The sequence below is a fragment of the Flavobacterium sp. 22659 genome (genome assembly GCF_052044235.1).
In the GTDB taxonomy this organism is placed as follows: Bacteria; Bacteroidota; Bacteroidia; order Flavobacteriales; family Flavobacteriaceae; genus Flavobacterium; species Flavobacterium johnsoniae.
In genome coordinates, this window is the sequence record NZ_JBQEMU010000005.1 from 162,496 (window position 1) to 181,501 (window position 19,006).

Annotated in this window: 23 protein-coding genes; 9 read left to right on the forward strand and 14 right to left on the reverse strand. The window is 33.8% G+C overall.

The window, feature by feature from the left end; genetic code table 11:
* Positions 1–183 precede the first annotated feature (183 nt).
* On the forward strand, positions 184–684 hold the full coding sequence (locus ACTJIW_RS07520; protein WP_012025345.1) for a pyridoxamine 5'-phosphate oxidase family protein: 501 nt from the start codon (positions 184–186) through the stop codon (positions 682–684).
* Between the two features lie 132 nt (positions 685–816).
* Here the strand turns inward: ACTJIW_RS07520 and ACTJIW_RS07525 are convergent, their stop codons facing one another.
* The 3 genes from ACTJIW_RS07525 to ACTJIW_RS07535 all read right to left on the reverse strand — a co-directional run bounded on the left by ACTJIW_RS07525 (position 817) and on the right by ACTJIW_RS07535 (position 2,926).
* On the reverse strand, positions 817–1,527 hold the full coding sequence (locus ACTJIW_RS07525) for a DUF72 domain-containing protein (protein ID WP_440715962.1): 711 nt from the start codon (positions 1,525–1,527) through the stop codon (positions 817–819).
* Positions 1,524–2,255, reverse strand: coding sequence for a DNA-formamidopyrimidine glycosylase family protein (locus tag ACTJIW_RS07530; protein WP_440715963.1), 732 nt, complete (start codon positions 2,253–2,255; stop codon positions 1,524–1,526). The genes ACTJIW_RS07525 and ACTJIW_RS07530 overlap by 4 nt, the downstream gene beginning before the upstream one ends.
* Before the next feature lie 74 nt (positions 2,256–2,329).
* On the reverse strand, positions 2,330–2,926 hold the full coding sequence (locus tag ACTJIW_RS07535; protein ID WP_012025348.1) for a YciE/YciF ferroxidase family protein: 597 nt from the start codon (positions 2,924–2,926) through the stop codon (positions 2,330–2,332).
* 186 nt (positions 2,927–3,112) lie between these two features.
* On the opposite strand from ACTJIW_RS07535, the gene ACTJIW_RS07540 reads away from it, so the two are divergent.
* Positions 3,113–3,658, forward strand: a complete 546-nt coding sequence (locus tag ACTJIW_RS07540) for a hypothetical protein (protein WP_440715964.1) — start codon at positions 3,113–3,115, stop codon at positions 3,656–3,658.
* A gap of 72 nt (positions 3,659–3,730) precedes the next feature.
* Here ACTJIW_RS07540 and ACTJIW_RS07545 read toward each other — a convergent pair whose 3' ends face one another.
* The 5 genes from ACTJIW_RS07545 to ACTJIW_RS07565 form a co-directional block, all read right to left on the reverse strand.
* Positions 3,731–4,378 carry a DUF5661 family protein gene (locus ACTJIW_RS07545; protein WP_121361533.1) on the reverse strand — a complete coding sequence of 216 codons (648 nt, stop codon included), beginning with the start codon at positions 4,376–4,378 and terminating at the stop codon, positions 3,731–3,733.
* An 87-nt stretch (positions 4,379–4,465) separates the two neighbouring features.
* Entirely contained in the window at positions 4,466–4,627 is a 162-nt protein-coding gene (locus ACTJIW_RS07550; RefSeq protein ID WP_035644678.1) for a DUF1328 family protein, read from the reverse strand.
* Positions 4,628–4,711: 84 nt separating this feature from the next.
* The gene (locus ACTJIW_RS07555) at positions 4,712–5,794 is read right to left on the reverse strand and encodes a DNA topoisomerase IB (protein WP_121361534.1); all 1,083 of its coding nucleotides are present in this window, start codon (positions 5,792–5,794) and stop codon (positions 4,712–4,714) included.
* Between the two features lie 139 nt (positions 5,795–5,933).
* The gene (locus ACTJIW_RS07560) at positions 5,934–6,173 is read right to left on the reverse strand and encodes a DUF7218 family protein (protein WP_433810546.1); all 240 of its coding nucleotides are present in this window, start codon (positions 6,171–6,173) and stop codon (positions 5,934–5,936) included.
* A gap of 317 nt (positions 6,174–6,490) precedes the next feature.
* On the reverse strand, positions 6,491–6,934 hold the full coding sequence (locus ACTJIW_RS07565) for a hypothetical protein (protein WP_133085916.1): 444 nt from the start codon (positions 6,932–6,934) through the stop codon (positions 6,491–6,493).
* A gap of 180 nt (positions 6,935–7,114) precedes the next feature.
* Between ACTJIW_RS07565 and ACTJIW_RS07570 the strand changes: the two genes are divergently transcribed.
* A complete protein-coding gene (locus tag ACTJIW_RS07570) occupies positions 7,115–7,702 on the forward strand; it encodes a DUF4142 domain-containing protein (RefSeq protein WP_274253191.1) in 588 nt (195 codons plus the stop codon).
* Between the two features lie 219 nt (positions 7,703–7,921).
* Here ACTJIW_RS07570 and ACTJIW_RS07575 read toward each other — a convergent pair whose 3' ends face one another.
* From ACTJIW_RS07575 to ACTJIW_RS07585, 3 genes are all read right to left on the reverse strand, one after another.
* Positions 7,922–8,329: a cupin domain-containing protein gene (locus tag ACTJIW_RS07575; protein ID WP_012025355.1), complete on the reverse strand. Its 408-nt coding sequence runs from the start codon at positions 8,327–8,329 to the stop codon at positions 7,922–7,924.
* 29 nt (positions 8,330–8,358) lie between these two features.
* On the reverse strand, positions 8,359–8,775 hold the full coding sequence (locus ACTJIW_RS07580) for a (R)-mandelonitrile lyase (protein WP_012025356.1): 417 nt from the start codon (positions 8,773–8,775) through the stop codon (positions 8,359–8,361).
* Between the two features lie 192 nt (positions 8,776–8,967).
* A complete protein-coding gene (locus ACTJIW_RS07585; RefSeq protein WP_012025357.1) occupies positions 8,968–9,837 on the reverse strand; it encodes a helix-turn-helix domain-containing protein in 870 nt (289 codons plus the stop codon).
* A gap of 230 nt (positions 9,838–10,067) precedes the next feature.
* Here ACTJIW_RS07585 and ACTJIW_RS07590 point away from each other — a divergent pair, with 230 nt between their 5' ends.
* The 3 genes from ACTJIW_RS07590 to ACTJIW_RS07600 all read left to right on the forward strand — a co-directional run bounded on the left by ACTJIW_RS07590 (position 10,068) and on the right by ACTJIW_RS07600 (position 12,785).
* On the forward strand, positions 10,068–10,658 hold the full coding sequence (locus ACTJIW_RS07590) for a TetR/AcrR family transcriptional regulator (protein ID WP_440715965.1): 591 nt from the start codon (positions 10,068–10,070) through the stop codon (positions 10,656–10,658).
* A 59-nt stretch (positions 10,659–10,717) separates the two neighbouring features.
* Positions 10,718–11,170: a PaaI family thioesterase gene (locus tag ACTJIW_RS07595; protein WP_440715966.1), complete on the forward strand. Its 453-nt coding sequence runs from the start codon at positions 10,718–10,720 to the stop codon at positions 11,168–11,170.
* Between the two features lie 64 nt (positions 11,171–11,234).
* A complete protein-coding gene (locus tag ACTJIW_RS07600; protein ID WP_440715967.1) occupies positions 11,235–12,785 on the forward strand; it encodes a DHA2 family efflux MFS transporter permease subunit in 1,551 nt (516 codons plus the stop codon).
* A 53-nt stretch (positions 12,786–12,838) separates the two neighbouring features.
* On the opposite strand, the gene galA is transcribed toward ACTJIW_RS07600, so the two are convergent.
* The gene (galA, locus tag ACTJIW_RS07605) at positions 12,839–15,658 is read right to left on the reverse strand and encodes a beta-galactosidase GalA (protein WP_440715968.1); all 2,820 of its coding nucleotides are present in this window, start codon (positions 15,656–15,658) and stop codon (positions 12,839–12,841) included.
* A gap of 209 nt (positions 15,659–15,867) precedes the next feature.
* On the opposite strand from galA, the gene ACTJIW_RS07610 reads away from it, so the two are divergent.
* Genes ACTJIW_RS07610 through ACTJIW_RS07620 form a run of 3 tightly spaced genes read left to right on the forward strand, consistent with a single transcriptional unit; the run spans position 15,868 to position 17,699 of the window.
* On the forward strand, positions 15,868–16,254 hold the full coding sequence (locus ACTJIW_RS07610; protein WP_012025362.1) for a hypothetical protein: 387 nt from the start codon (positions 15,868–15,870) through the stop codon (positions 16,252–16,254).
* Positions 16,255–16,273: 19 nt separating this feature from the next.
* Positions 16,274–17,140: a chromate resistance protein ChrB domain-containing protein gene (locus ACTJIW_RS07615; RefSeq protein WP_149207656.1), complete on the forward strand. Its 867-nt coding sequence runs from the start codon at positions 16,274–16,276 to the stop codon at positions 17,138–17,140.
* 58 nt (positions 17,141–17,198) lie between these two features.
* Complete coding sequence (locus ACTJIW_RS07620) at positions 17,199–17,699, forward strand: hypothetical protein (RefSeq protein WP_440715969.1); 501 nt, start codon at positions 17,199–17,201, stop codon at positions 17,697–17,699.
* A gap of 164 nt (positions 17,700–17,863) precedes the next feature.
* On the opposite strand, the gene ACTJIW_RS07625 is transcribed toward ACTJIW_RS07620, so the two are convergent.
* Positions 17,864–18,268 carry a lysozyme inhibitor LprI family protein gene (locus ACTJIW_RS07625; RefSeq protein ID WP_440715970.1) on the reverse strand — a complete coding sequence of 135 codons (405 nt, stop codon included), beginning with the start codon at positions 18,266–18,268 and terminating at the stop codon, positions 17,864–17,866.
* 79 nt (positions 18,269–18,347) lie between these two features.
* Positions 18,348–18,842, reverse strand: a complete 495-nt coding sequence (locus ACTJIW_RS07630; protein ID WP_121361545.1) for a TlpA disulfide reductase family protein — start codon at positions 18,840–18,842, stop codon at positions 18,348–18,350.
* Positions 18,843–19,006: the final 164 nt, after the last annotated feature.

The window sequence follows — 19,006 nt, forward strand, 5'->3', positions numbered from 1 at the left end:
AAGATAGGGTAAATTATACAAAAATCAATAATTTGTATAAAAATTCTCATAAAAATACCTTGTTGAAATATGATAATTTTAAAATATAATTCTATAAGTGAGTCGGTTATAAAAATCTCAACTTTGTTTTACGTGTTTCCATAAACACAATTAAAATTATAAAAACTTTAAAACAATAAAGCCATGGGAGATCATAAAGACCTTACTGAAGAATTTGCTGTCAATAAAATCAAAGATTTGGCAGAAAACATAAAAACCTGCATGTTTTGTACTTACAACAGCGACAGACTGCAATCAAGACCAATGTCGGTTCAAAAAATTGATGATTTAGGACGTCTTTGGTTTTTATCTGATCGCAACAGCAGCCAGAATGCAGAGATTACTTTAAATCCGCAGGTTGAGATATTTTTTTCTGAACCACACGATAAATTCCTTACACTGCACGGAACCGCAACGATTTCGTACGACAGAGAAACCATCAAAGAATTATACGATCCTATTGTAAAAGTCTGGATGCCAGGCGGAGAAGACGATCCAAATTTAAGTGTTATCACAGTTACACCCGAAGACGGTTATTACTGGAACAACAAACACGGTAAAATGGTTGCCATAGCAAAAATGGCCACTGCCCTTGTAACTGGTAAAACAATGGATGACGGGATTGAAGGAACTTTGAAACTGTAGTTTTTTTTTATTCTTTAACCGCAAAGAGCACAAAGGTTTACATAAAAGGTCACAAAGAGAATTAATCTTTGCTAACCTTGCGTAAACCTTTGCGCTCTTTGCGGTTAAAAAACTTTACAGTTAAATCTATCTTCAAATTAAGTTTTTCAATTCTAAAGCATTTAAAATCCCTGCTTCACTTGCAGTATTATTAAAATATATAAATCCTGATTTTAAATTAGTTTCATCTCTTATATGAAGTAATTCTTGAAGTGGATAACTGGAGTAAAACATTTTTGGAGTTCCGTGTAAACGAATATAAACCAGCGGAAAATTTTTAAAAATTGTCTGTGGTAACTGCGGGTGGCTTACACTGCAAAACGTAATATTATTTTCTAAAAAAGCATCCCAAACGGTGTCATTCCACCAGGATTCATGTCGAAATTCGATTACATTTTGAAATTTTAAATCTAAATTTTTAATAATATGATGTAATTTTTCCAAAGTAAAATAATAGCTTGGCGGAAACTGAAATAATACACAAGCGAGCTTTTCTTTTAAACCCATTTTACAGACATTATAAAATTCTGAAATCAGATTTTCACAGTCTGAAAATTGTTTAATATGTGTGATTTCTTTGGGCGCTTTTACCGAAAAAAGGAACTCTTCCGGCGATTTATTATACCAGTTTGTAAAAACTTTAAGCGTTGGAAACCTATAAAAGCTTCCATTGAACTCATACGTGTTAAAGTGCTGGTAATAAAACTCAAACATACCACTAGCTGTCAGATTGTCAGGGTAGAAAATTCCCTTCCAATACCGATTATTATAGCTTGAACATCCTATTAATATTTTATTTTTCATGAGTGAAGTTGTTGGCAGTTGGTACAGAAAAAACTGCGGCGGTTTTTCTTCCCTGTCGGTTTTTTTATCATCGGTAAACTGCATCTTTTACATTCTTTTTGAGAATATGCAAGCCAGTGTTTTTTGAGTTCAAATTTCTTTTTCCAATACAAAAATTCAAAACTGTAAATCGAACATTCGGCTATAAGTTCGTCGATCTTCTCAGGCGGAATTTTTCCAACCAGAGATTCGGGGTGAACAAAACATCGGTACAAAACTTCGTTTTTAATAATATTCCCTACTCCCGAAAATATATTTTGATCTAAAATCGCATCGCATATTTTTTCATTCGGAATTTTATCAAGGCTTATTTTCGCTTTTTTGGGATTCCAGTTTTCATTTAAAACATCTTCGCTCCAATCGTAATATTGATCTACAGCACCTTCTAAAACTTTTATGGAACAGGTATAAAAGTTGATTTCGCCGTTAGAAAATCCCAAATGCAGCCTTGGTGCAGTTTCTTTTTTTTCGTTGATTCTATAGGTTCCAAACATCATTAAATGAATTCTTATTGTAAAATCATCGAAACAAATTAAAAAATGCTTTCCCCAGGTTTTAAAAGATAAGATCGTTTTATCTTGTAAACGTTCCAGATCAATACTGGCGTTTCCAGAAACTTCAATTATCCTTTTACCTGCAAACTGCTGTACTTCTTCTTTTAAAATCAATATAGACGGACCTTCGGGCATAACTTTCGTTTTAAATTTTTAATGAAAAAAAGTGCAGTCTTTTAAACTGCACTTTTGATGTGGTAAGAAGGTTGTTATTCTTCCATTTCTACTTCTGCAGCTTCAAGATTTACAGCGTTTACAGCAACTTCTGTCAATAATTTATCGGCTCCTTTTTCTTCATCCAGTGTTTGTTCCAGTAAAGTAACAGCTTCAGTATAACCCAGCGTTTCGGCAAACTGTCTTAAAGTTCCATACGTTGCGATTTCGTAGTGTTCTATTTTTTGGCTTGCCGCAATAATTCCGGCATCACGAACTACTCCTATTTCTGTTTCTTCCAGAATTCCTTTTCCTTCTTCGATTAAACCTTCCATTGCATCGCATTTTTTAGCCGTTGCTTTTTTTCCAATTAAATCAAAAACTTTTTCTAAACGAGTTATTTGTTCCTCAGTTTCGGTTAAGTGATTATTGATTGCATCGATCAATTCTGGCGATGTTGCATTTTTTGCCATTGCCGGTAATGCTTTTGTGAGCGCTTTCTCTGCCCAGTAAATATCTTTTAGCCCGTCTTCAAATAATTCTGACAAGCCCGCGGCTGCGTTAGATTTTGGTTTTGTAACCCCTTTTTTTACAGTTTCCTTTGTCGTTGTATTTTTTGACTTGGTTTCCTTCTTGTTTTGTGTAGTTTTCATGGTATAATTTTTTAATAATTAATATTGTAAAATTAGTGCCGTTATTATCTGCAGGGTTATACTATTTGCAAATTAAATTTCATTCTAAACATCTGTTAATTATACAATTACATCAGACAATTCTATAAGAAAATCTTTAACATTCAGAATTAGATTTGTATCTATAACTATTTAAAATAAAACATCATGAATACTACAGATAAAACAAACAGCACTTTTCCCAGAGATCCGGGAAGTCCAAATACCGAGGAAAGAAATACGGTAATGAATGAGGAACTTTACGATTTAAATACTCGCGAAACTCAAAACAATCTCGCAGAAGACGCAGAGCGTGGCTATACAGTACGAAATGGGCACAACCCTAACAAACCTAATCCAGATGAGAGATCGGAGCTCTACGACGACGATTTGGATGATTTAGATGATGACTTCCATAAAGACAGAGATCTTGAAGATAATAATGACACTATCTATGAAGTTGTCTTAGAAGATGAAAATGACCTTGATGAAGAAGATGAAGAAGAATACATCGAAGAAGATCTTGATGAAGAAGTAGAAAATGACGAATTTGATAATCCGGCTGATACTTTTGAAAACGACTTTAACGAAACTGAAGATGATCTTGAAGACATTGACGATGAAGAGGATGAAGAAGACGAAAACAATGATTATGTTGAAGATGATGTTCAGGAAGATGATGATTACACAGAAGAAGACAAAAGAAGATTGTAATTTTTCAGGAAACTGAAATAAAAAAGCCGTTAAGAATTGAAACTTAACGGCTTTTTTATGCGATTTAAAATCCTAATCGCCAATTTTTTCTAACACCGGAATATCATCCATTTTTTGTAAACGTTCCACTAAACCGATTCTGGCTTCACTTAATTCCTTTTCAGCTTTGCTCAATTCTTTGTACCACTCCTCTTTTCCGGTTTTTGAATTTTCTATTTTTCGCATGATCTCGTAAATCTCACCTTCGGCCTCCATTACTTTTAGTCGTTTGTAATAGGTCAAACTTTCCGTCATGTGTGCTAATGCAATCATTGCTGTTAAAAACGGATGGTTATTGGTTACGTTTACATCTTTTATTTTACCGTGTTCGAGTTCTACTTTTAAAGCAAAAGCAAATTCTTCCATATTAAAATCGGCATATTTGCTTTGTGGATTCAAATAGGATTTTATGGCGTCAACATTATTCATCGTCGAAAGATCGACTTGTGTATGTTTGCTGTCGAGCAAATCTTTGTAAACCACATTTGCCACAGCTCTGGCTTCGGCAGTTGTAGGGTCGTTTTCAGGATTTTCGAAATCTCGTATCGACCAGTCCCAATTTTCAGGATGCACAGGTTTGATGTATTTTTCGCAAAAATCTGTTACATCATTTTTCAAGCTTACCATTTCATCTTCTCTTTTGATATAAACATCTTGGTAAGCACCGCTTTTAGTTCCCATAATTTTATATTTTAAAAGATAAACGACACATTTACCGAGATATATGTGCCGTTTTAATTTCGTTCTTATTTTACTGAATTCTTCGTGTTACACACTTCTTCGTCCGCTTATTAGCGAGATAATAAATAACACTAAGAATATGAAAAATAAAATTTTTGCTATACTAGCGGCTCCAGCGGCAATACCACCAAAGCCAAATATTCCTGCAATAATTGCCAGAATAATAAATATGACTGTCCAACGTAACATAATAATAGATTTTAGTTAATAACGATTTTGTTTGTTACTCAAATTCATGCTTTTTAAGAAGATGCATTAACTCTATTCTTTTTATTACAACAAACTGACCTGATAATTTTCAATTAATTCTGCAAATACGCTTTCACTTCTTGAGAAGTATTTTTTATTGCTTCGGCTCTTTTTAACTTTATCAAAATACGGTTCAATCGAACCATCTTCATATGTCGAAACCAGCAGCGGATGAACGTAATAATTTTTGCAGACATTTCTTGTGTTTCCCAATGCCTCAGCAGTGGCATCATAAGCTGTAATAATATTTTTTTTGATTTCTTTTTCGTCTGATGCAATGCCGAGTTCCATCAAATTTTCAAAGAATATAATTGAGGCTGCCCAGGTCCTAAAGTCTTTGGCACTAAAATATTCGCCCGAAATAGCGTGCAGATATTCATTTACCATGTGACTGTCTAAAACTCTTCTTTCGCCGTTTTTATCGTAATATTTAAAAACCTCCCAGCCCGGAATTTCTTCGCATCGGCTTACCAGTTTAATCAACTGTTTGTTTCTTGTGGTAATGGTGTGCTGTTTTCCTTTTTTGCCGATGAATTCAAAACGAAGGGAATTTTTATTGATATTGATGTGTCTTTTCCGCAAAGTAGAAAGCCCGTAAGATTTGTTGTCTTTGGCGTACTTTTCATTTCCAATTCGGATGTGGGTTTCTTCCATTAACCTGATCACGAGTGCAATTACTTTTTCTTTCGACCATTCTTTTTGTTCTAAATCAATATCAACTTGTTTTCGTATAGAGGGAAGCTTTTGTCCGAATTCTGCAATTTTGTAAAACTTGGTTTGATTGCGGATTAAGTTCCATTTTGGATGGTATCTGTATTGTTTTCTGTTTTTAACATCTAAACCTACCGCTTGCAAATGTCCGTTTGATAAATCGGTGATTTTTACATTTACCCAGGCCGGCGGTAAAACCAGACTGTTAAAACGCTTTATTTCGCTTTTCTGCTTAATGCAGCGTCCGTTTTTTTTATAAATAAAACCATCTTCTCCCTGACATCTTTCAATAGGCAAATTTTGATTGTTTACGTAAACTAATTCCAGCTTTTCCAGCACCAAATGTGGTGTTTTAATAAGCTGGTTCATTAGTTTTTGAGTTCTGGCAGTATTCATGGTCGTTTTTATTTTTTTGCCGCTGCTAATTGTTATTGGGATTCACAGATTCAAAAGATTTTTCTTGTTTCATTTATTCGCCCACATAATCTGTGAGAATCTGTGAATCCCAATAACTATCAAAAAGCGGCATTTTATTTTAATTCGTTCTTAAAGATTTTATCAGGCTTTTTTTGTTCATATACGAACGTCCTGAAATCCCCACTTTTTTTGCTTGTTCGTAAAGTTCTTCTTTCGTCCATTCTTCATAAGGCTTAGCTCTGCCGCCTTTTTCTCCTGCATCGGGCGTATTGGCAATACGTGCCGATTTTTCTTTACTGTATCCCTTTTTAACAAGAGCTTCGTATTGGGCTTCGTTTTTAATTCTTGGATCTGGCATGACTTAAAAATTTTAGTTATTGATTTATCTTGTATGGTATTTCAAAATTCCTCAAAAAGAAGGATTTTTCTGTTATACAATTTTGCTTATAACTTTCATAATTAAGATTGTAGATTTTAGATTGCAGATTTTAGATTATGCGCGATCTTGTCATTTCGAGGAACTAGACTCGAGCAATAGCGAACAAACAAAGTAAATCTTCGCAAGCAGCTCTGTAAAGGTTATTGACAATTACCACATTAAAAAAAACAAAAATCCCATTCGCAAAACGAATGGGATTTTTGTTTTTTTAATTGTTTTTATTCTGCCACTGACAGCTATTTAAAATTATCCTCAATATTAGTTATCAAAATTTTATAATTTTCAAAATGATCTGGAGAAATTACCAGACTCTTTTTATTTTCTAATATTAATGTAGTAAAATAATAACCATCTGATATATCTCCTGTTTTGTTTCTAAGTTTAACTTTCCCTTTTTTAATATATTGTATATTATCAAAAGGGATAAACTGTTTTGCACCTGTAATTACCATTGTTTTTTCTATTCCTTCTTCTGTAATAGTCAGTTTAAAAATCTTGAACAAATCCGGAAAACAATAAACTAAAAAAAACAAAACCATATATGCCATTACAGTTAATGGATTTATTTCGGAAGTTGAAAAACCATTATACACAATATATGACAGCGTAATTACAAATAAAAACAAACCCATTATTATTCTTATACCTAATATTTTTCTAAACTCTGAGTCGATATACATTCTAAGTCTTAAATTATTATTATTTCTTCTCTTTAAAAAAACAAATATATAATATTTATAAGGTTAACATGATCGAATATTTCTTTGCATCCAAATCATATAACAATCTCTAAAAATCCTGTAAGGTATTCCTGTAAGTTCTGAATAATTTTACATCATAACATTTAAACTATTTAAATCATGAAAAAGTTACTATTAGCCGGTAAAGCAATTTTAGGAGCGGGACTTATTATTATATTCTTGCAGTCTTGCAAAAATGAAACGAAACAAGAAGACCCAAAAGAAGTTGCAGAAGATGCTAATGAAGCCAAATTTGACTCTATTGACAGCAAAGAAGATGATTCGGAATTTTTAGTAGATCAGGCCGAAATTAATTTAGCTGAAATCGAAATTGGTAAACTGGCGCAGCAAAAAGGAACAAATGCAGAAGTGAAAAAATTCGGAAAAATGCTGGTTGACGAGCACACAAAATCGGCATCTGAAGTAAGTGCCTTAGCAAAAGCAAAAAACTTTACTCTGCCAACTTCACTAACTGAAGAAGGTCAGGAAGAATATAAAAAACTAAACGAGAAATCAGGTTTGGATTTTGATAAAAAATTCGCCGATATGATGATCGACGGCCACCAAAAAGCAATTGACAAACTTCAAAAAGCGGCTAAAGACGCTCATGACGAAGATGTAAAATTGTGGGCAACAAACAATATTGCGGGTTTAACTTCACATTTAGAACATGCTAAATTGCTGAAACAAAACCTTGACAAAAAGTAAAATAAATTTAATTGGTTATTATTTATTTTTTTAAGACGCTAAGATTCTGAGATTCTATGATCCTATTATTGGATCGTCTAGAACTCAAACTTTGCTAAAAAACCCCTTAAGAGTTGAATTGCTTAAGGGGTTTTATTTTTTAGTTACTGAGGTACTGAGATTCTAAGGTTCTAAGTTTTTTTCTTAGGACCTTAGCTACTTAGCATCTTAGAAGCTATATTAATGACTGCTTAATAGAAAATATTCTCCATCGGTTACTTTTTCTAACCAGACTCCGTGGCCTTTATCAATCTCTGTGATAATGGCAACATAAGAGAATTTTTCAAATGGAGTTGCTCCGTACCAATGTTCTACTCCCGGCAAAATGGTAACTACCTCATCTTTTTTAAGCATTCTGACTGCGCTTCCTCTTTCCTGATAATACCCCGTTCCTTCTTTTGCAATCAGCATGTGCAGACTAGCGTTACTATGCCAATTACTTCTTGAGCAAGGCTCAAAAGTCACTTCCTTAATTACAGTGTTTTCCGGATGAATGTCACTGCTTTGTTTTTTATAGGAAACGTCACCCGTCATATATGTATTCGGGACTTTTCCTTCTTCGATAACGGCTGAATAATTCTTAGACATAATTTTTAATTTATTTTTTGAGATTGATTTTATTTAAAACTATTGTATTCTTCATCAGTAACCGGCTCAAGCCAGTCTACAATTCCCGTTTGTGTATTTGTACTGATGGCGATATGTGTAAATTCACTTTCTGGCGAAGCGCCGTGCCAGTGTTTTATTTCGGGCTGAATGTTTACAACATCTCCAGCCTGCAATAACTGAATTGGTTTTCCTGCTTCCTGGTAATATCCTGTTCCGTGTGTAACGATTAAAATTTGTCCGCCGGGATGTGTATGCCAGTTGTTTCTTGCTCCAGGCTCAAAAACAACGTTTCCAACAGCGGTATTAAGAACCTCATCATTGGGAACTAACATTTTAACCCATGCTTTTCCTGTAAAATATTCTGAAGGTGCTAAATCTCCTTTAGGGAAAATGACACCATTATATAGATTGTCTAATGCTTCCATAAATTTATTGTTTGAAATTTATCAGAATCAGAAAACTAAATTTAGGAAAGCTAGAATGCGCTTTATGAAGTATTTATTTAGTCTGTTAAAAACTGATAAATGATTAATACTGAATTTCAAGGCAAAAGTACTACGCGAATGCTTTCCTGAAATAACAATATTCAAACAAAAAATTATGAATTTGAAACAATTTTACATTCGAAGCGATTTTGGAACAGTTCCGGTAAGCCTTTTAAAGTAATTATTAAAATAACTCGGATATTCAAACCCAAGCGAATATCCAATATCCGAAATACTCCAGTCTGTATGCTGTAATAATGCTTTTGCTTCGTTTATAATTCGCTCTGTAATGTGCGCCGTTGTTGGTTTTCCTGTAACTTCTTTTACAGAACGATTTAAATGATTAACATGTACAGCAAGACTTTGCGCATAATCCTGAGGCGTTTTTAAAGCCAAAGGTTCGTTTTTGGTTTCTATAGGAAATTGTCTTTCTAATAATTCCAAAAACAAAGAAGTAATTCTTGAAGAAGCATTTTTATGTTTAAAGAAATTTTCAGAAGGCTGCATTTTCATTGATTCATGAATAATGAGGTTGACATAACTACGCATTAAATCGTCTTTAAAAACATAATCCGTTTCATATTCTTTGATCATTTTTTGAAATAAAGAATCTACAAACAGCTTTTGTTCAGCATTTAAAGAAAAAATTGGCGTTCCTCCTATTTTAAACAAAGGCGATTCATGAAGTGTTTCTGATCTGTCTTTTGCTTTCAAAAATTCTTCTGTAAAAACACATGCATAACCTTCATAATTCTCTGAAACAGTTTCCCATGAATAAGGAATTATAGGATTACCAAAAAACAAAATCGTTCCGTCGGTTTCTATTCCTCGGTCAGCATATTGTATGATGCTTTTACTGGTGTTAATGCAGATTTTATAAAAGTCTCTTCTGCTGTAAACGGGAACTTTACTAAAGTCCCCATTTATAGGATACACTTTAAATCCCTTCATTTTTAAATCTGAAGAAAAATCGCAGCTCTGAGTTTCTGTTTGATTATTCATTCTGCAAAGTTATGAAAATCAAACAATATTTTTATTTCAATTACAAAACGCATTAAGGTTTGGCTAAATTTATTTTTGCTGGGCGAAATAATCTCGCAAAGGCGAGAACACGCAGAGTATTATTTTCCTGCACTCTTTGCGGTTAATATTCTAGAGTTAGAAAAAAATACGTCAAAAGTTTTTTTAATTATACCAATCGGTATATATTTGTTTTGTTATTTTGATACATCATGAGTAAAGCCCAAAGAACCAAGCAATTTATAATCGAAAAAACCGCTCCTATCTTTAATATGAAAGGCTACAGCGGTACGTCTATGAGCGACATTACAGAGGCTACCGGATTAACCAAAGGGAGTATTTACGGTAATTTTGCCAATAAAGATGAAGTAGCATTGGCGGCTTTTCGTTTTAATGTCAAAAAACTGCATGACATTTTTGCAAGAGAAATTGAAAAAGAAAAAACCTTTAAGGGCAAACTATTGGTTTATCCTCGTCTTTATTCTGATTACTACGATTTAAGAGTAACACAAGGCGGATGCCCAATTATTAATACCGCCACAGAAGCTGATGACACACACCCAGTTCTAAAGAAAAAAGTAGAACGAGTTATTTTATCCTGGAAAGAGCAATTGGTTTATTTTATTGAACAAGGAATACTTTTGGGAGAATTTAAAGCCCTATCTATCGATCCCGAAAAAACGGCTTTAACTATTATTGCTATGATTGAAGGAGCTGTTATGATTGCTAAAATTACCGGAAACCTGTCAACTCTGGCCGATATTATGCTTTCTGTCACAAAAATTATTGAAGACTTAGAATAATTTTTTTACTTAAAAATATACCGATTGGTATAATTATAAAATCTAATATTAAAACTAAAATGGAAACAAAAACAAGATTACAAGTATTACAGGATCATATAAATCGAGAATTTACCGCTTCTCCTTCCCCTTTTATGCTTTGGATGAGACCTATTGTGTTAGCCGCCGACGAAGGAACCGTAACTTTTAAATATGCAATTAGGGAAGAAATGTCCAATCCAATTCAAAGTCTGCATGGAGGAGTTACTGCTGCAATTGCTGATGATTGTATTGGCGCTACGATGTTTTCACTTAACGAAGAAACCTTTTACACCACCATAAATCTTGTTGTTGATTATTTTGCTCCCGCACATGTTGGCGATACTATTCTTGCGAAAACATTAATCATTAAAAAAGGAAGACAGATGGTGAATGCACAATGCGAAATTTGGAATGCTAACGAAACGCGATTAATTGCCAGAGCAACTTCTAATTTATTTAAAACAAATGTGGTAAAAAAGGTGCTGTCCTAAAAGCACCTGATTTTTTATCCTCTTTTTTTAAACAAAAATATACCAATTGGTATAAAATATTTTTATGACACCTTTAAACCGAAACCTGCTCATTATTACCGTCATTCTTGCTGCCATTATGGAACTGATTGATATTTCTATCGTAAATGTGGCGCTTTCGCATATGAGCGGTAATCTGGGTGCTACTCTCGAAGATACTTCGTGGGTAATTACTGCTTATGCCATTGCAAATGTTATTATTATTCCCATAACGAGCTTTTTAAGCGCCAATCTGGGCAGACGCAATTATTATATTGGCTCAGTGGTTTTATTTACGTTCTGCTCTTTTATGTGCGGTCACTCTTCTAATATCTGGATGCTGGTCTTTTTTAGATTTTTTCAGGGAATTGGCGGCGGGGCTTTATTATCTATCTCACAGGTTGTTGTATTTGAACTTTTTCCAAAAGACAAACAATCAACAGCCGGAGCTTTGTTTGGAGCCGGAATTTTTATCGGCCCTACAATTGGGCCGACACTTGGCGGCTATATTACTGAAAATTATGACTGGCCGTGGATTTTTTTAATTAATATTCCTATTGGAATTTTGGTCACGATTTCTTGTTATTTCCTTTTACGCGAACCGACTGTAAAACCAGAAATTGCCAAAGTCGACTGGACCGGAATTGCACTTCTCGCTATAGGAGTGGGCGCTTTACAAACGGTATTAGAAAGAGGCGAAGTCGAAGACTGGTTCGAAACCAAATATATTGTTGTACTAACGATTATTGCGGTAACAACTTTACTCGCCTTTATTTATTGGGAATTAACAATAGAAAAACCAGTCGTAAACCTTCGGGTACTTAAAAGCAAATCATTAAGCATTGCAGCAATTTTAACTTTTGTAACCGGTTTTGGAATGTTTATTTCCATTTATATAAGTCCGGTTGTCGCACAGCGTTTATTGAGTTTTTCACCGTATCAAACAGGATTACTTTTGCTTCCGGGTGCATTATTTGCTTTACTGGCTTTAAAAATCTGCGGTACATTATTACAAAAAGGCGTTTCTCCGGTTATTATTATTGCAGCTGGATTTCTGTTATTTATCTATTTCAATTGGCGAATGTCTGGTATGACTTTAAACACAAGTGCTGCCGAAGTTGCCACATCTCTTGTTTTTCGTGCTTTAGGAATGGCACTGCTTACCGTACCGCTTACTATGCTGGCTGTTTCTTCATTAGATGATAAAGATGTTGGGCAAGGTGCCGCGCTTAATAATATGATGAGACAATTGGGCGGTTCTTTTGGGGTATCGATCATTAATACTTATGTTGCTCATCGATTTGCGGCACATCGAAATGAATTAATTTCAGAGGTGACACCAAGTAATACTCTCGCTATGGATCGTATAAATGCTTACATAAAGTACTTTCAATATAGAGGTTTTACTTATAATGAAGCGAGAGCAAAAGCCTTAAAGCTGATGGAAAATATCGTAATGAAACAATCTTCGCTGTTAAGCTACAGAGACGCTTTTTTTCTTGTCGGTTTGTTTTTTGTTGTTACACTGCCCCTTCTTTTATTTGTAATGAACAAATCGAAAAAGCCAAAAACCAACATGGTAATTTCTGATCATTAATTTTTTTTCCTGCAGATTTTAAAAATCTGCAGGGTTTTATAAAATCGAAAAATCTATTTTTTCAAAATTCCTGTTTTAAATCCTTTGGCGAAAGCCGATAAAACAACTTCATTTGCACTTTCTTCTTTTTGAATTATGATTTGCGCATAACCATTAAAAAGTTTTCTTTTCCAGGATTCTGCGGGTGTTATAACTTGTATAATTCCCGGATCTGTATTCAGCACGTCCCAGTCTTTTATTTTTTGCAAAGGTGTTGCTCCAATATGAATCGTGTTTTTTCCTTCTTTTAAAATACTCGAGTCTAAAATATATTTTTGAGAATCTTCTGAACTTGGATTTATTTTATTTCCGTTGATGAAAACTACTGCCTCTACTCCTATTTTTTTATAAAAGAAGCTCACCTTATTTAAAGCGGAATTATTTTTTAAGTCAAATTCTCCTTTATAAACATAAGACGGTGCCTGATTTTTATAATCACGGTCTTTAAAGGCTGTTTTCCAATCATTTTCAGGATAATTTTGAAATTCCTGAGGCAAATCAGCCGTCAATCCTTTTTGCTCCTGAAAATTCGTTATTTGAATTAACGAAACAGCATCGATAAACTGATCTTTTTCTAAAGAAGTCGGGTTGCCGTTTCCTACTCCTAAAATCTTTCCTCCTTTTATAGAAAAGGTAATTTCATCATTTGCGGTTGGAATATGCAATCCGTTTTTATCGGTAACTTCTGCCGTTACAACCAAAACTTTAGAGTTTGGAATGTTTTCTTTATCTATAGATAGTTTTATGTTTTGAGCCTTTTCGGTCGTTTTCTGGATTTCTGTTAATATTTTTTTGCCGTTTTTGTATCCAATGGCTTCCAGAGTTCCGGGCATATATTTTACTTTCCATTCTAAATGGCTGTTCTGCTCCATTTTTTTCTTGCCGAGACTTTTCTTATTTAGAAAAAGTTCTACTTCATCGCAATTCGAATGCACCCAGACATCTATTTCCTTTCCTTCCATCCCGCTCCAGTTCCAATGCGGCATAATATGCAGAACAGGCTGCGTTCCCCACCACGATTTTAAATAAAATACATTATCTTTTGGGAAACCGCATACATCCATCATTCCGAAATATGAAGTTACCGAAGGCCAGCCATACGGAGTTGGTTCGCCGCGATAATCAAAACCTGTCCAAATAAACATTCCGGCCAGATACGGTCTTTCGGCATAAAACTTCCAGCCTTCTTCAATACTATAAAAAGTAGGACGCGGTTTACGGTCGTAAGCACTTTGGTAATGTTTAGCATCATCTGTAAAATAAATACCGCGTGTTGTAAAAGTTGAACCTTCTTCTGTTCCCATTCCGGGTTGGTTTTTAAACTGATTTCTATGCGCATCGATATCGCCGTTACCAAGATAATTATACCCCATAATTTCCACTACAGACGAAATGCCGCTTTTAAATCCGCTGCTGATTCCAACAGTTACAGGTCTTGTTGGATCGATGCTTTTTGCGAAATCCTGCATTACATTTGTCACGCGTTCGCCCACAATATTGCCTTCAATATTCCATTCTTCATTTCCAACCGACCAGCAAAAAATACTCGGGTGGTTTCGGTCGCGCTCCATCATTCGTTTTAAATCATTCAAATGATAGTCGTTAATTCCCATTAAGCGAGTTTCGTCAATTACCAGCATTCCAAGTTCATCACAAGCTTTCAGCAGTTCTGGTGTTGGCGGATGATGCGAACAGCGAAACGCATTCGAACCCATTTCTTTTAGTTTTTTGATTCGGTAATACTGAATTTCATCTGGAAGCGCTGTTCCAATTCCCGCATGATCCTGATGATTATTCGTGCCTTTTAATTTTACAGGTTTTCCGTTTAAAAAAAATCCTTTTTCCGAATCAAACTTAATGGTTCTGATTCCAAAAGACGTTTCATAATTGTCGATTATTTTTCCGTTTTGCTTAATCTGTGTTACTAAACGATACAAATTTGGAGAATCAATATCCCACAAAAGCGGGTTACTTACGTGTAATTTTGAAGTATACTTATCTGTTTTATAAAATTCCGGAGCTTTTACATTTTCAGAAACAGCTGTAATTTGTTTGTTTGAAGCATCAAAAACAGTCTGAATAATTTCAACAGAACCTTTATAATTTCCTTTGTTTTCAATAGAAACCTCGGCAGTTATTTCGGCATTACTATTTATAATTTCTGAGATTACGTAAGTTCCGTTTACTGTAACATGAATTGGGTTTGTTTTCTGCAGATAAACATGTCTGTAAATTCCGGCTCCTTCATAAAACCAGCCTTCTTCCATCGAAGCATCGGCACGAACTACAATCGTATTTTCGCCTCCATAATTTACATAAGCTGATACATCATATTCAAAACCATTGTATCCGCTTTGTTCTGTTCCCAGATAATAGCCGTTAAAAAAAACTTTCGAATTTCTAAAAACACCATCAAATTTTATTGAAATAATTTTGCCCTTATCGGTTTCAGGAATAGTGATTTTTTTTCGGTACCAGCCAATGCTTTTCTCCGGAAAACCTTTTCCAGACGTTTTAAATCCGTGGCTGAAACTGCCGCTTTCACTAAACTCTTGTTCAACAGCCCAATCGTGAGGCAGATCTAATTTTCGCCACGCGCGGTCATCAAAATCTTTTGCCGCCGGGCCGTCGCCAAATCCGGTTTTGGTTAAATATGAAAAATGGCCTTCTGCATGTTTAAAATCTTTTTCTGTATCATATAAATGACCAAATGAAAAACGCCAGTCGTTATCAATCAATATCAATTCCCTTTCTGATTTGTTTTGGGCCAAAGCCAGAACGGAAACCAAAAATAGGATACACAGAAAAATTCTTTTTACGTAAAAAATTTTCATAAAAACAGGGTTAGGTAAGTTAGAACGATAAAAATAGAGTATTAAACTGGTTTGTTTTAATAGTATTTTATCAAAAACTGCACAATAACTTCCTATACCCCTTCTAAAAACGGACTTCAAAAAATTTAGAATCATTCTATTGGCTATACTTTTCAAAATAATTTTGATTTGATGTAATTTTATATAAAAATTTAAAAAACAGAGATTATATGAGTGTTATTAAAGATGAAAAAAAGCTTCTTAGCACCATTAAACGTATCGATGAAAAGATCGATAAGAATAATGATCAAAAGATAATGGCCTTTTTTGAATCTCTTGGATTAACAGAAAGAGAGGACGTTCCCCAGAATTTTCTGGATTGGGATACGATTCTTATTGTCGTACCCGACCGCCACATTTCGCATGAATTAAAATATTATAAATTCTCTATATCAAGACTTTTCTTTGTAACAAATCCGTATGCTGATAAAATTCACATTTACGATTTTGACGAATGGAAAAGTGTTACCCGAAATAAAACCCAGTTTCAGATTAGAGAAATAATGAAAACGAATTTTGGCGGCGTAAAGAAAATTACATCTGCAGAAAACAATTAATTCTAAGTTTTCATAAAAAATGAAATGGATCACGCGCGAAAAACCTAAAATTGATCGAATAGCCTGTCCGTGGCTTATCAAAAACTTTGTCGACGCTGATGCAGAATTTATTTACGTTCCTTTTAGTGAAGTTCTAGAGAAAGCAAAAAAGTTAGATGCAATTCCGTTTGATATTCCGGAAGTAGAATTTACACATTATAATGAAGAATGTACTTTTGACTACATTATAAAAAAATATCAAATTGCCGATCCGGCGGTTTTAATTATGGCAAAAATTGTTCGCGGCGCCGATACGGACCGCCACGATCTTGCCAAAGAAGCTGCCGGGCTCTGGGCAATTTCTGCCGGACTTTCGTATAATATTACAAACGATACCGAATTATTAGAAACCGGACTAAAACTTTATGATGCTTTGTACAGCTGGGCAAAACATTTGTATAAGCAAAATCATCTGCAAAACAGCCCGTTCGAAAATTTACTTCATGAAGTATATAAGAAGTTTTTAATCGAAAAGAAAACAACCCAAAAAACACCTTTATGGGTTAAAGAATTAAAAAACATAATTCAGGATCAAATTGATGCACAGTTTACTTTTGATTTAAAGAAAATTTCAAGTGATTTAGAGTTAAACCCTTCTTATTTATCAAGAGAGTTTTCTAAATATTTTGAAGATTTAAATTTTGGCGAATATGTTCGAAAACTGCGAATTGAAAAAGCAATCAATCTAATTCAAAATTCAAATTATACCTTAACTGAAATTGCGTACATGACAGGCTTTTCAGATCAAAGTCATTTTACCAGGATATTTAAGCTTCAAACAGGAAAAAACCCTTCTTCATATAGAAAAAATGCCCTGAAAAGTAATTCAGATACAAAAGGTAAATAGCATTCTATTTCTAAATTGACATTGTTGATAGTTTTGTTTTTTAATTAACCAGACTATCATGATTTCATTCAGACACATTTTTGCAATCACTTTATTTTCTTTCAGTTTCAACTTGTTTTCTCAAACCACTTATCCAAAAATCACGGGTTATTTTGGAATTCTTCATCCCATAGTAACTTTTAATAGTGAACAAACAAGCGTAAATTTCAGGGATTATTATGCTGTAGGTTTTCCAACGGGGATTAATATTTGGAAGAATCAGAAAATAGGTTTTTCTTTTGAAGTTGTACCTAACATAAGAGTTCAGGGTAACAGTGATAAAGTAACTAATTTATTGTTCCATCCCGGCGTTTTAGTTGCTCTTGGAAACGGTTATACTTTTGCAGGAAGAGCCGCTTTTGAAAGCAGCGGCAGATATGGCATAACTCCCGTAATCAATAAAACGATTCTAAAAAGCGATAATTGCAGTTACTTCGCCGCTATTCCTTTTCCTATTCGTTTTGGCAACGATCATCCTGCCTCTTTTACGGTTGGTTTTCAATTCGGAATTGCTTTTTAAGTATATAATTTTAAACTTTAGAAGAAACCTATATGATAGCTTTTGGGGAGGAAGCTGTTAATATATTAGATTTTTTTGTTTCAGGTTTCAAGTTTTCTGTAACTATCAATCTTTTTCAAAGTTTTAAACTTTTACAAAGATATATCTGAAACCTGAAGCAAAAATTACCCTTTATTTATAAGTTCTTTTACTCTTCCAAACACAAATTTTGCCTGTTCATCATAAATGATCATTTCAAAGTCTTGTGTTCCTTCAATAAAATTTCCTTCCTTTTTTGTATCTGAATATACTTTCTGAAAGAATTGATCTCGTTTTTTGAGCCATTCTAATTGTTCTTTCTTTAATTTAGATTGTTCTTTTGAACTTATCTTAGACTTAAGACTTTTATAAGACACATTTAGCAGACTATCTGACTGATTGTAATACTCTAGGGCGCAGTTACGCATATTTTGACCTTTATTCAAACATTTTTGATAATCGGATTTCATTTTATAAACCGTTTCAAGTGTTTGTGAATTACAGTACATTGAAGCCAAAACAAACACTAATAAGATTGATTTTTGCATCATGATTTAATTTTTAAATGTGAAATTTACAAAGTTTTTCTTTTTCACCTGAAATTAAAATTAAGAAAAATCTGAAATAAATTTATTGTATTGCAAGCAGACTATTAACCTTATCTTCTAACTCTTTTCCGTGAATATTTTTAGCTATAATAATTCCGTTTTTATCTACTAAAAAATTTAACGGAACAGATTGAAGCATGTAATCGGCTACAACCGGAGACTTCCAGTATTTTAAATCACTTACTTGTATCCACGGTAATTTTCCTTTGGCAATTGCAGCTAACCACAAAGGCTTTTTAGTATCCATAGAAACACTGTAAATAGAAAATTTATCAGGATAAGCTGCGTATAATTTTTGCAGTAAAGGCTGTTCTTTAATACATGGTCCGCACCATGAAGCCCAAAAATCGATCAAAGTCAAAGAACCTCTTAAAGACGAAAGCACCTCGTTGTTTCCTTTTGTATCAGGAAGATCAATTTCTGGCGCAATATCACCAATGTCAGTACCTACAACCTGCGCTTTTGAACTGGTAATTACACAGCATAAAAATCCTAAAACAAGTAATGTTTTTTTCATAATTTATTAAGTTTAATTTATTTGGGGATTATTAAATCATAACGTTTACAAATATAAATTTCTTTATTAAATATTCCATCTTTTTACTCCATGGTTCTCTCCTCTATCATAAAATTATGCTAAAAACATTTTGCTTAATTGGTATATCGAGAAAAGTCGATATA